Here is a 12,379-nt window from a genome sequence, read left to right on the forward strand (position 1 = left end):
ACGAGGACCCGAAGCCGTTCATCTGGACCAAGACAGCCGAGGAGATCCTCGACTCCCTTGCCCGCTTCTGCCGACGGATCTCCGGCGCAGGACACTAGTCGGCGGCCGAACTGGTCGAGGGCGGCAGCGACGTGAACGTCCGCGTGAGTGTCGACTCCGAGGGTGACGCTCGTGTTGGCACTGCTGGGCACCTGTCCTCCTGGCGGTCCGCGTGACTGGAGCCGCACCGACGGAGCACCGGGGACACAACTGCGATGAGGCGCGTGAGCCAGGCTCTTATCAGGTCACATCCGGCCGATCCGCCGGTGCAGCCGCACGCGTTCTCCCAGCCGGTCGACACATCGGCAACAAGGCACGAATGGCCGGTTGGTCTGTGGGTCAGACCGGCCGGAAAAACGCCTCCAGATCCTCGCAGTTGGTCTGGGGCTGCCAGGGCCTGGTCCAGCGGGGGCTGATGCCCAACTCGTGGCAGGTATGGCGCCAGGTGTTCTTGGTGTAGGCCCAGGCGTTGTCGGTGAGGACGCGTTCGACGGTGATGCCCTGCTGGGCGAACCAGGCGGTTGCCCGGGTGAGGAAGCCGGCGCAGGTGGCGGCGGTCTCGTCGGGCAGGTCTTCGGTGTAGGCGAGGCGGGTGTGGTCGTCCAGGGCGGTGTGGAGGTAGGCGTATCCGGCTCCGTTGCGGCGGTTCTTGTTCGGGCTGCCGGCCGCCCGGCCGAGGACTTTGTGGCCGCCGCCGTCGGGGATGCGGCCGAGTTTCTTGACGTCGGTGTGGATGAGTTCGCCGGGCCGGGCGCGTTCGTAGCGGCGGACGGGTTCGCCGGTGGCCCGGTCAGTGGCGGCCAGGGCGGGCAGGCCGTGCCGGACCAGGATGCGGTGGGCGGTGGACGCGGCGACACCGGCGCGGGCGGCCGCACCATTCATGAAGAGGGTGAACAGCAGGAACACACACGGGCACGCACGCCGGGGCGAATGCCTCCTGAGAGCGCCGCAGGGCCGCTTGACGGATCAGGCGCTGCGCAGTTCGATCACCGTGATGTCCGGTGGGGCTCCGACCCGGATCGGCGGGAGCGAGGCTCCGACTCCGCGTGAGACGTAGAGCTGGGTGGTGCCGAAGGTGGCCAGGCCCGCCGTGACCGGCTGGGTCAGGGGGACGAGCAGGTTTCCGGGGAAGAAGCCTCCGCCGTGGGTGTGCCCGGAGAGCTGGAGATCCACGCCGTGCCGGGCCGCCTCGTGCACCTGGACGGGCTGGTGGGCGAGAAGGATGATCGGGTGCGAGCGATCCCGGTCGGCGAGGGCTTTGCCGTAGTCCGGGGCGTCGTGGGCTCGTTCGCCTTCGATGTCGGTGACGCCGGCGAGGTCGAGGGCTCCGCCGCGGTGGGTGATCAGGGTGCGGGTGTTGCGCAGGGTCCTGACACCGAAACCGGTGAGGGTGTCGATCCAGGCGTCGGCGTCGTAGCGGTAGTCATGGTTGCCGGTGACGAAGAACGTGCCGTGTGTGGAGCGCAGGCGTGCCAGTGGCTCCGCATAACCGGCGAGGTCCTCGGCCCTGCCGTCGGAGAGATCTCCCACGATCGCGACGAGGTCGGGAGAGGTGCTGTTGATCAATCGGACGTTGCGGGTGGTGTGGGCGCGGCCGAAGAAGGGACCCAGGTGGAGGTCGCCGGCCATGGTGATGCGCATGCCGTCGAGGGACGGGTGGAGTCGGCGCAGGGTGATGGGCACGGTTTTGATGTCGGGTGGTCCCAGGCCGCGGTGGAAGCCGTAGCCGGTCGTGGCGGTGGCGGTCGCCGCGGCCAGCAGGGCGACCGAGCGGGCGAGCACGAGGCGCCGATCGGCCATCGTCGGTGCGTCGGGCGGTGCGGCGGCCTCGACGGGTTCCGCCTGGTGCGTCGCCGGGCCGGGGCGGGGCCGGCGCGTGTCCGCGGCTCGCGGTGCGGGCGCGGCGGCGGGCGCGTGGGTGGACCGGGTTGACGGACGTGCTGCCAGGCGCATCGGAACTTCGAGGACGGCGAGGACGAGCAGGAGGTAGACGGCACAGGCGACCCAGGTGAACACCGGCCGGACGAACCAGGCGATACGGGTGGGGTCGGCGTACTGGGCGGCCAGGACACCGGCGGGGACCAGGACGGTCAGCGCCACCGCGGTGAGCCGCCCGCAGCGGCGCAGCCGGGGTGAGGCCGTGGTGTTCTTGACGAGCCGCACGTAGAGGTAGCGGTGCACGACGGCCGCGACCACGATGCTCGTGCCGACGACGGCGGCTTCCTGTGGGAGGCCGCTCATATCGCTGTCGCCGGAGTGCGGGCCGCGGCGCGGGCGCCTGGGCGGCGGGTGGGGCGGGGGTACCTGGGCATGGGGACGCGGTTGCTCCGAAAGGGGGTGTGGGTTGGCGCGAGCATGGGTGCACCTGCGCAGGTGTCCGCGGGGGCGGGACGGACCCCGCCTGGGTCCGTCTCCCGTCCGGCACCCGCACCCGTTCGATGAAGTGCCTCGTCGAACGGGTGCGGGTTGGTCAGGCCGCGGACGTGCCGGCGAGTGGATTCACCAGGTGACGGGCAGCCGGGTGACACCGTAGACGGACATCTGCTGCCGGAAGGAGACCTCCTCGAAGGGGACGGCGAGGGCCAGGGAGGGCAGGCGGCGCAGCAGCGAGGGGATGGCCACCTGCAGTTCCGTCCGGGCGAGGTTCTGCCCCAGGCACTGGTGGACCCCGAAGCCGAAGGCCAGGTGGGCGCGGGCGTTGTGGGTGATGTCGAGGGCGTTCGGCCGGTCGGGCAGGAGCGTGGTGTCGCGGTTGCCCGCCGGGAGACTGATGATGAGGCCGTCGCCGGCCCGGATCTGTTCTCCCGCGACTGTGAAGTCGTCGACGGCGACCCGGACGACGACGTTCTCGACGACCGACAGGTAGCGCAGCAGTTCCTCGATGGCCCGGGCTATGACGGCCGGGTCCTCGGTGTCGCGCAGGAGGGCGAGTTGCTCGGGGTGGCGCAGCAGGGCGAGCGTGCCCAGGGCGATGGTGTTGGCGGTTGTCTCGTGCCCGGCGATCAGCATGAGCAGGGCCATGGAGACCAGTTGCTGCCGGGTCAGCTCGCCGGTTTCGACCCGCTCGGCGAGCAGGCGGCTGAGCAGGTCGTCACCCGGCTCGGCGGCTTTGCTCTCGACCAGCGTGTAGAGGTAGGTGCCGAACGCCTGGCTGGTGGCGCGTACTTCCTCGGCGGGCAGCGACATGTCCAGCAGCTTGTTGCTGCAGGACTGGAAGAAGGGGTGGTCGTCGTAGGGGACGCCGAGCAGTACGGCGATCACCCGGGAGGGTACGGGCAGGGCGAAGTCGGTCAGGAGATCCGCCGGCGGCCCCTTGCGGACCATCTCGTCGAGGGCTTCGTCGACGAGTCGCTGCACCTGGGGGCGCAGGGCAGCGGCCTGTTTGGCGGTGAAGTCCCCGGTGAGCATGCGGCGTTGGCGGGCGTGCTCGGGATCGTCCAGGCGGACGAAGGGGGGCTCCTGGTCCGTCCTGTCCTCGCCGGCGGGCGAGAGGCGGGGCATACCGGGGTTGCGGGCATCGGCGCTGACGCGCGGGTCGCTCAGGACGGCACGGATGTCCTCGTAGCGGGTCACCACCCAGGCGGTGGAGCCGTTCCACAGCGTGGCGCGCTGGAGCCCGTCGCGCCGCCGCCAGTCCTGGTAGTCCTGCGGCGGGTCGAACGGGCACTCGGACGGCCGCGCCTGAGGAAAGCGGGGCAGGAGACACGCGTGGTCGTGGGGGGTCATGGATTCTCCGTTCATCGTGCGGGTGTCGGTGCGGATGTCGCGGCGGCCCATTCGGTGCGGCGGGCCACGGCGGCGCGCCAGGGCCGGACGTCCTTGACGGGCATGCCGATGGCGAGCACCCCGGTCAGGTGGCGTCCTCGGCGGTAGCCGATCAGGGCCCGCCCCTCGGCCAGGTCGCCGTCGAGGACCGCGCTCTCCTCGTGCCCGGGCAGGTATCCGTGAGACTGCACCTTCACCTCGTACTGGTCGGTCCAGAAGTAGGGCACGGGCGCGGCGGGCTGCGGGGTGGCGGGGGTGAGGAGGTCGCGGGCGACGGCGATGCCCTGTTCGGACGCGCTCGTACGGTGCTCCACCCGAATCGCGCGGCCGAAGAGCGGGTTGAACCAGCGGGCGACATCGCCCGCCGCGTGGATGCCGGGTGCGCAGCGGCCGTGGGCGTCGCAGAGCAGGCCGTCGTCGATGTCGAGTCCGCTGCCGCGCAGCCAGTCGGTGTTGGGCACGGAGCCGGCGGCGACGAGCACGTCGTCGGCCGGCAGGATACGACCGTCGTCCAGCCGGACGCCGGTCACGGCACCGTCGGCGGTGTCGAAGGTCTCCGCCTTGAGGCCGGTGAGGATCCGCACGCCGCGGTCGCGGTGGATGCCGGTGATGAACCGGCCCGCCGCACGGCCGATGATCCGCGCCAGCGGCTCGGCCCCGGACTCCACGACGGTGACATCGGCGCCCCGCTGCCGTGCGGCGGCGGCCACTTCGGTGCCGAGGAACCCGCCCCCGATGATCACCAGGCGGCGGCCGTTGCCGAGGCGGTCGCGCAGCGCGAGGGCGTCCTCCCGGGTGCGCAGCACATGCACGCCCCCTCTGCCGTGCCCGCCCGGTAAGAGGCGTGGTCGTACGCCGGTGGCGATGACCAGGGCGTCGTAGGGCACTGTGCCGCCGTGGGCCAGGGTGACGGTGCGAGCCGACCGGTCGACGGCGGTCGCGGACACACCGAGCCTGAGGTCCAGGTTCATGGCCTTGAGGTCCGACTCCGGACGCAACAGGAGGCGTTCGGCGCCCCACTGTCCGGTCAGGAACTGTTTGGACAACGGCGGCCGGTCGTACGGCAGATGCGGCTCATCGCCGATCATGGTGATCAGGCCGCCGAAGCCCTGCTGCCGGAGGGCGGCTACGGTGGCCAGCCCGGCGGCCGAGGCGCCGACCACCACCACTCGCCTCATGCCCGGTCCAGGCGGATGGCCGCGCCCGGGCAGATGACGACCGCTTCCTGGATCTGCCCGGCCTTGTCGGGCGTCGGCGAGTCGTCGAGCAGGACGGCGACGCCGTCCTCGTCACGCTGATCGAACACGTCCGGGGCGACGAGTACGCACTGTCCGCTGGCCACGCACTTGTGTTCGTCGATGTGGACCTTCATGTGCAAGGTTCCTCGCTTTCGGCTGGAGCTACGGCTGCGGCGCCGGAGCCGCTCGGGAGTGGGGGGCACGGGGCACCGGCACGGGGGCGTCGGAAGGGTGGCACCCCAATTAGTGAGGCACCTCATGAACTACAGCATATAGTGTGGTACCTCATCAATTGGTGAGGGAGGGGTGAAGACGATGACCACAGGTACGGTGCGCGACCGGCATATCGGGCGGGCCGCGGTGCGCGGGATCAGTCGGGGCGGGCCAGGCCGACGTCGTAGGCGAAGATGACCGCCTGCACGCGGTCGCGGACGCCGAGCTTGGCCAGAACGCGGCTGACGTGCGACTTGACGGTGGATTCGGCCAGATGGAGTTCGGCGGCGATCTCGACGTTGGACCATCCGGTGGCCACCGCGGTGAGGACCTCCCGTTCCCGTTCGGTCAGCTCGGCGAGCCGGCGCTGTTGATCGCGCGTGAGCCGGGGGGCGGGCGGGTGCTGCCGGGAGTGCGTGCTGGTGAAGGCGTCGATCAGTCTGCGGGTCAGACTGGGTGAGATGACGCAGTCGCCGGCGGCCACGGACCGGATGCCGACGACGAGTTCCTCGGGTCGGGCGTCCTTGAGGAAGAACCCCGCGGCGCCCGCGCGCAGGGCTTCGTAGGCGTACTCGTCGAGGTCGAAGGTGGTCAGGACCAGGACCCGGGAGCGGCCACCGGAGTCGGCGATGCGGCGGGTGGCCTCAATGCCGTTGAGGCCGGGCATGCGGACGTCCATCAGGACGACGTCGGGGCGGAGTTCGGCGGTCATGCGGACGGCGTCGTGTCCGTGGGCGGCTTCGCCGACGACGGTCATGTCGGGCTGGGCTTCGAGCAGCATGCGAAAGCCCAGCCGTTGCAGGGCCTGGTCGTCGACGATGAGGACGGTGGTCATGTGCTGTGCTTCTCCCTTGCGCCGGTGGAGGCGTTGAGGGTGGCGTGGACGCGCCAGCCCCCCGAGGCAGTGGGGCCGGCGGTGACATGGCCCCGGTACAGGGCGGCGCGCTGACGCATGCCGACCAGGCCCTGTCCACCGGGGTGTTCGGCGGTGGCGCGGCGTGCCGGGCCGGAGTCCTCGACGGTGACGTGCACGGTGCCGCCGTCGGTGCCGACATCCACCGTGACGCGGGTGTCGACGGCCGCGTGCTTGAGGGTGTTCGTGAGGGCCTCCTGGACGATGCGGTAAGCGGTGAGCTGCACTCCCTTGCCGAGCGTGGTCAGGTCGCCGTCGGTGCGCAGCGTGGCGGCGGGGCCGGCGGCCCGCACACGGTTCAGCAGCGCGGGGAGGTCCCCCAGGGTCGGCTGCGGGGCGAGGGGGGCGTCCGCCGTGTCGGGAGCACGGTCATCGACGACGGTGAGCAGGTGGCGCAGCTCCGCCAGGGCTTCGCGACCGCTGTCGGCGATGAGGTGCAGGGTGTCGGCGGAGCGTTCGGGCCGGGTCTTGGCAAGGGCTGCGGCCCCGTCGGCCAGGCCGACGATCACGGCGAGGGTGTGGCCGAGGATGTCGTGCATCTCCCGCGAGACCCGGGTGCGTTCCTGCGCGGCCGCCAGACGGGTCTGCTGGTCCCGCTCGGTCTCCAGGGCCACGATGTAGGCCTTGGCCAGGCGGCCGGTCAGGGCGAGTCCCGCGCAGGCGGTGACAGCCAGCATGGCGAGGACGGTGATCATCTCGGGCCGTTTGGCGTGCCGCAGGTAGCCGCTGTCCCAGAACGTCCAGGCCCACACGATGAGTTGGGCCGCCGTGACGGTGCAGGCGGCGGCCAGCTGACGCGGGGTGCCGTAGCGGCCGACGTTGTAGAGCGCGACGATCCGTGCGGCATCGGCGCCGTTGAGGACGTGCAGGGGCAGGGCCAGCAGCGAGGCGATGGTCGTCAGGGCGAAGACCGGGCCGGGGCGGTGCTCGCGCCACAGCAGGGGCACGGTGTAGGCGAGGGTGAGGACGATCTCGCCCGGCAGATGGGCGCGATTTGCCGGGTTCAGCAGCGAGGGCAGGCCCAACACGGCGCAGAACGCGGGCACGGCCCACCGCCGCACATGCGGGTGGTGCCGGTCAAGCATCCGCCACGCGGCCAGCCCGCTGATGATCGACACCGTGACACGCTGGTCCGGGTCGCTGGTCAGCGGCCGCGGCAGCCGGGAGGCGTGCGCGGCAGTCCGGTGTGCGGACGCCAGGGTGGTCGGGTCGGTCATGACAGATGGCCTTCGCGCTCCGGGGCAGGCCGCCCAACGGACTTCGGGGGTGTGACCTGCGGGCAGGGGTGTGAGGGTCCCGGACGGCCGGGAGGGCAGGGCGGCGACCTCCTCTGCCGGGGTCCGGGGACCGCCCGCCGGCCCTCGGGGGAAGGACCGACGGGCGGGGTCGAGGTGCGCCTAGCCGAGCGGGGCCGGCGCGGCCGGTTCCTGGCCGATAGGGGGAAGTCCCTGGCCGGCGGGGGTGGGCACATGGCCGCCTCGGTCGCGGGCGTCGAGGACGCGCCGCAGCTTCTCGCCCTCGATATCCACCTCGGGCAGGACGCGGTCCAGCCAGGCGGGCAGCCACCAGGCCCGGTCCTGGAGCAGGGTCATGACGGCCGGGACGATGGTCATGCGGACCGCCAAGGCGTCGAAGAGGACCGCGGTGGCCAGGCCCATGCCGATGGACTTGACCAGGGCGACATCGTCGAGGAGGAATCCGGCGAACACCGAGATCATGATGACGGCCGCGGCGGTGACGACGCGGGCCCCGTGCCGGAAGCCGGTGACGACCGCTTCGGTGGGCGAGGCGCCATGGACGTACGCCTCGCGCATCCCGGAGACGAGGAACACCTCGTAGTCCATGGCGAGCCCGAAGACGACACCGATCAGCAGGATCGGCAGCAGGCTGACGATGGGCGCGGTCTCGTCGACCCCGAAGAGATCCTTCAGCCAGCCCCACTGGAACACGGCCACCAGCACGCCGAGGGTGGCGACCACGCTGAGCAGGAAGCCAAGGGCGGCCTTCAGCGGGACGAGCACCGAGCGGAACACCACCAGCAGCAGGATCAGGGCCAGGCCGACGACGATGGCCAGGTAGGGCACCATCGCCTCGCCGAGCTTGGCGGAGACGTCGATGTTGACCGCGGTCGTGCCGGTCACCATCACCTGCGCGCCGTCCTTCTCCACCGTGCCGCTGCGCTCGCGTATCTCGGCGACCAGGTCCACCGTCGCCCGGCTGGTGGGTGAGCTGCCCGGCACCACGGTGATCAGGGCGACGTCACCGGCCTGGTTGAAGACCGGGGGCCGTACGGTGGCGATGTCGCCGAGGCCGTCCAGCATGGCGGTGGTGTCCGTGGCCGCGGCCTTCGCGTCGTCGCTGCCCCGCGCGTCGACCACGACGGTCAGCGGGCCGCTGAAGCCGGGCCCGAAGCCCTTGCTGAGCGTGTCGTAGGCCACGCGCTGGGTGCTGCCGGGGGCGGCCATGCTGTCGTCGGGCAGGGTCAGGCGCAGCGACAGTGCCGGGAGGGCCAGCACACCGAGGCCGACGACGGAGGCCAGCAGCATCTTCCCCGGGTGGCGGGCGACGAAGCGGCCCCAGCGCACTCCCATCGAGGTGCGGCGGCCGCGCTGGATGGCCCGCATGCGACGGGTGGAGAGACGGCTGCCCGCCACGCGGGTGCCGGTGAAGCCCAGCAGGGCCGGTAGCAGGGTCAGGGCGACCAGGACCGCGATGGTGATGGCGAAGGCCGCGGCCAGACCCATGGTCGTCAGCATCGCGATGCCGATGACGGACAGACCCACCAGCGCGATGATCACCGTCAGTCCGGCGAACACCACCGCCGAACCCGCCGTCCCCAGGGCCCGTCCCGCGGCCTCTTCCGGCTTGTGCCCCTCGCGCAGCTCACCGCGGTAGCGGGAGACGATGAACAACGCGTAGTCGACGGCCACCGCCAGACCCAGCATCAGCGCCAGGGTCCGCGCGTTGGAGGCCATGTCGACGAAGGACGAGGCGATGCTGACGCCGATCAGCGCGATCCCGACGCCGACGATCGCGGACAGCAGTGGCAGCCCGGCCGCGACCAGCGAACCGAAGGTGATCACCAGCACGAACGCGGCGACCAGCAGACCGATGAGTTCCCCGGTGTTGCTCTCCCTGTCGTTCAGGACCGCGTTGCCGCCCAGGCTGACGGTCAGGCCCGCCTCGGCCCCCTGCCGCACGACCTCGCGCAGCGCGTCGGAGGCGGCGGTGGACATCTCCGCCTGCGGTACGGCGTAGGTGACCTGGGCATAGGCGATGGTGCCCGAAGCCGACACCAGACCACTGGAGAAGGGATCCACGACATTCGCCACCTGCGGCGCCCTGCGCAAGTCGTCGACCAGGGCCTCCGCCCGCGGCTTGTGCGCGGCCGCCGTCAGCCTCTCGCCGTCCGCCGCCTCGATGACCACACGGGCGGTGGCACCCGAGGCGGCGGCCTGCGGGAACTCCTTCTCCAGCAGGTCGATGGCACGCTGCGACTGGGTGCCGGGAAGAGTGAAGTCGTCCGTCGTGCTGCCGGAGACGCTGCTGACGCCGATGCCCGCGGCGAGCAGCAGCGCGAGCCAGGCCAGCAGCACCAGTCTGCGCCGCCGGAAGGCGAATCGGCCGAGCCGATAGAGGAAGGTGGCCACGAAAATTACTCCCACCAGGAGAAATGAGGATGTGTGAAGCGGGCCTGTCCGGCTCCGGACTCACAACGTAGAAGGCGGATGCGCCCGGCTTGAGCTACTTGAGGCGGAATTCGCGCCACAGCCGGTACCCCGGTACCGGCCGACGTCATCCCCGAGGAGGAGCCACCGGGCGTCAGTCGGCCGCGTGCGCGGCCAGCAGCGTCACGGTCTCGTCCCACAGTTCCTTCTGTATGCGGGGATCCCGGCCGGGCTCGGGGCACTCCAGCGACTTGGCGTCCCGCACGGAGAAGTAACCGCCGCTGGTGTGCGCGAACGCGGGGTCGGTGGCCAGCCGGACGATGATGCCGGCGCCCTTGCGCGGGTCACCGACGTGCAGCGTGTTCAGGACGCCCTGGAGGATCCTGGAACCGGGCAGGTCCCGGCCCAGGCCGGTGGCGTTGAAGCCGGGGTCGCAGCAGTTGACGGTGGTCTTGGCGGGATCCAGGTGCCGGGCGAGTTCCTGCGTCCACATGATGGTCATCAGCTTGGTCCGCCCGTACAGGGACATCGACTCCCGGCGGGTGTAGGGGGCGACGTGGCGCAGGTCCTCGGCCGGCGCGATCGTCCTGGCCTGCCGGGACGCCTCGGAGGCGACGTTGACGATCCGCGACGGTGCGGACGCCAGGAGCCTGCTGGTCAGCGCCTGGGTCAGGACGAACGGACCCAGGTAGTTGACCGCGGTCATCTCCGCGAAGCCCTCGGCGGTGATGCGCTGGGAGAACGCGTGCAGTCCGGCGTTGTTGACCAACACGTCCACCCGCGGGTAGTACGCGGCGATCTCCTCGCCGACCCGGTGGGCCTGCGAGACCAGGCCCAGGTCCGCGTGGAAGACGTCGACCTGCACATCAGCGGCCACCGCCGTCAGCTCGGCCACGAGGGCGTCGGCCTTGGTGCGGGAGCGGGCCACCACACCGACGCGGTAGCCGCGGTCGGCCAGGTCGAGGGCGGCGACGCGACCCAGACCGGAGGTGGCTCCGGTGATCACGGCAACGGGGCGGTCCATGGCTTCACTCCATTCATGAGGTACCTCATCACTTCTTGGCCGGAGCCTACCCGACACCATGGGCTGGCACGAAGTGATCACCGCCGGAAGGGCCGTGAACAGAGCAGGACTGCCGCGAAGGGTCGCCGGAATCCGTCCGGCAGCGGGGCGACGCCAACGGGACCAGCCAGCGGTTCTCCCTGGCGGACTCGACCGGCGGCTACGTGCGCCCGATCAACCACCACAGCGCCACGGCGGCCGAGGTCGCGGGCGCCTCCACGTCCGACGAGGCGCGTCGCCCAGCACACCGACTCAGGCGGAACCGGCCGGCAACGGCAGCCGGAGGACACGCAGACGGCCGCTCACCCACGAACCGACCGCCCCCTCGAACCGGCAGGTGCCGGGCGGGAATATCTCGGTCATGGCTACGGCGCCACGGCACCATCGGTTGAGGAGTGCCTCGGCCGCTTCCCACAGCTCTGCGTGGATGGCGGGGGCGCGGCCGGGTTCCGGGCATCGCGGCAGCCCGGCGCCGCACACGGAGAAGTAGCCCCCGCCGGCGGCGACGTTGATGATCCGCGTCGGTCGGGCGGCGTCGCGCCCCGTGGCCGTGAGCAGGCCGGTAAGGGCCTGGGGCAGCGCGAACGGGCTCAGGTAGTTGACCGCGGTCATCTCGACGAAGCCCTCCGCGGTGACGCGCTGACTGAAGGCGTGGAGAGCGGCGTTGCCGACCAGGACGTCGAGCTGCGGGCAACGGTCGATCGACCTCCGCTGCGACGCGGCGCGTCCGGGACAGGAGTACGAGGTCGACTGGAAGACATCGACCCGGACGTCGTCGGCCACGGTCTCCGGTTCGGCCACGAGGGCTTCGGCCTCGCCGCGGGAACGGGCCACCACGCCGATGTGGTAGTCGCGGCCGGGGGGTAAGAGGGCTGCGCTACGGCCCGATCCGGAGGTGGATCCGCTGATCAGGGCTACGGGGGCGGCGCATGTGTGGGACGTCACGATTATGTTGTGGGAGGATACCCGGCACCATGAACGAGCAGGCAGTGACGACCTCCAGCGCAGGACCGGAACAGGTGGGACTATCGTTCCTCGCTCTGGCCCACAGCGTTCGAGAACGCGTCGACCGACACATGACCACAGCCACGGGACTTTCCCTGTCCCGTGCGAAGGTCCTCCAGGTACTGGCCAGCCGCGGTCCGCTGCACCAGGCCGAGCTCGCCAAAGCCCTCGAGCAGGCACCGCGCTCGGTCACCCAGATCGTGGAGGGCCTGGAGCGGCTCGACCTGGTCACGCGTACCGGCGACTCGCACGACCGGCGACGCAAGACCGTGTCCGTCACGGACAAGGGGCGGGGAGTCCTGACATCCGCCGAGCAGGCGGGAGCGGAGATGCTCCAGCAGCTCTTCGGCTCTCTCGACCGACGGCAACTGGCCGCCCTGGACCAGTTGGTCGCTCGCGTCGGTACAGCCGTCTAGTAGGACTCCGTTAGGTCTGTCTGTCTGCCGTGTTCAGGGGCAGGAGGACTGTGTGGACG

General features: G+C 71.2%; 10 protein-coding genes and 1 pseudogene. 1 reads left to right on the top strand and 10 read right to left on the bottom strand.

Annotated features, from left to right (window positions below; genetic code table 11):
• Positions 1-387: 387 nt before the first annotated feature.
• The 10 genes and pseudogenes from IE294_RS45205 to IE294_RS45250 form a co-directional block, all read right to left on the bottom strand.
• Positions 388-909 (bottom strand): annotated as a pseudogene (locus IE294_RS45205) (DDE-type integrase/transposase/recombinase); the annotation flags it as partial.
• 96 nt (positions 910-1,005) lie between these two features.
• On the bottom strand, positions 1,006-2,280 hold the full coding sequence (locus IE294_RS45210) for a metallophosphoesterase (RefSeq protein ID WP_189895159.1): 1,275 nt from the start codon (positions 2,278-2,280) through the stop codon (positions 1,006-1,008).
• 258 nt (positions 2,281-2,538) lie between these two features.
• A complete protein-coding gene (locus IE294_RS45215) occupies positions 2,539-3,765 on the bottom strand; it encodes a cytochrome P450 (protein ID WP_189895160.1) in 1,227 nt (408 codons plus the stop codon).
• Positions 3,766-3,776: 11 nt separating this feature from the next.
• Positions 3,777-4,982 carry an NAD(P)/FAD-dependent oxidoreductase gene (locus IE294_RS45220; RefSeq protein ID WP_189895161.1) on the bottom strand — a complete coding sequence of 402 codons (1,206 nt, stop codon included), beginning with the start codon at positions 4,980-4,982 and terminating at the stop codon, positions 3,777-3,779.
• Positions 4,979-5,176, bottom strand: a complete 198-nt coding sequence (locus IE294_RS45225; RefSeq protein ID WP_058084378.1) for a ferredoxin — start codon at positions 5,174-5,176, stop codon at positions 4,979-4,981. Before IE294_RS45225 ends, IE294_RS45220 begins: the two co-directional genes overlap by 4 nt.
• A gap of 236 nt (positions 5,177-5,412) precedes the next feature.
• The gene (locus IE294_RS45230) at positions 5,413-6,090 is read right to left on the bottom strand and encodes a response regulator (RefSeq protein WP_189895162.1); all 678 of its coding nucleotides are present in this window, start codon (positions 6,088-6,090) and stop codon (positions 5,413-5,415) included.
• A complete protein-coding gene (locus IE294_RS45235; RefSeq protein ID WP_189895163.1) occupies positions 6,087-7,385 on the bottom strand; it encodes a sensor histidine kinase in 1,299 nt (432 codons plus the stop codon). Before IE294_RS45235 ends, IE294_RS45230 begins: the two co-directional genes overlap by 4 nt.
• A 180-nt stretch (positions 7,386-7,565) precedes the next feature.
• On the bottom strand, positions 7,566-9,818 hold the full coding sequence (locus tag IE294_RS45240; protein WP_189895164.1) for an MMPL family transporter: 2,253 nt from the start codon (positions 9,816-9,818) through the stop codon (positions 7,566-7,568).
• Between the two features lie 172 nt (positions 9,819-9,990).
• Positions 9,991-10,860 carry an SDR family NAD(P)-dependent oxidoreductase gene (locus tag IE294_RS45245; protein WP_229918144.1) on the bottom strand — a complete coding sequence of 290 codons (870 nt, stop codon included), beginning with the start codon at positions 10,858-10,860 and terminating at the stop codon, positions 9,991-9,993.
• 291 nt (positions 10,861-11,151) lie between these two features.
• Positions 11,152-12,084 carry an SDR family NAD(P)-dependent oxidoreductase gene (locus IE294_RS45250; protein ID WP_306433554.1) on the bottom strand — a complete coding sequence of 311 codons (933 nt, stop codon included), beginning with the start codon at positions 12,082-12,084 and terminating at the stop codon, positions 11,152-11,154.
• Between IE294_RS45250 and IE294_RS45255 the strand changes: the two genes are divergently transcribed.
• Entirely contained in the window at positions 11,976-12,320 is a 345-nt protein-coding gene (locus IE294_RS45255) for a MarR family winged helix-turn-helix transcriptional regulator (RefSeq protein ID WP_229918146.1), read from the top strand. The two genes, IE294_RS45250 and IE294_RS45255, sit on opposite strands and share 109 nt — an antisense overlap.
• Positions 12,321-12,379: the final 59 nt, after the last annotated feature.

It is taken from the genome of Streptomyces canarius, from assembly GCF_014650735.1.
In the GTDB taxonomy this organism is placed as follows: domain Bacteria; phylum Actinomycetota; class Actinomycetes; order Streptomycetales; family Streptomycetaceae; genus Streptomyces; species Streptomyces olivaceoviridis.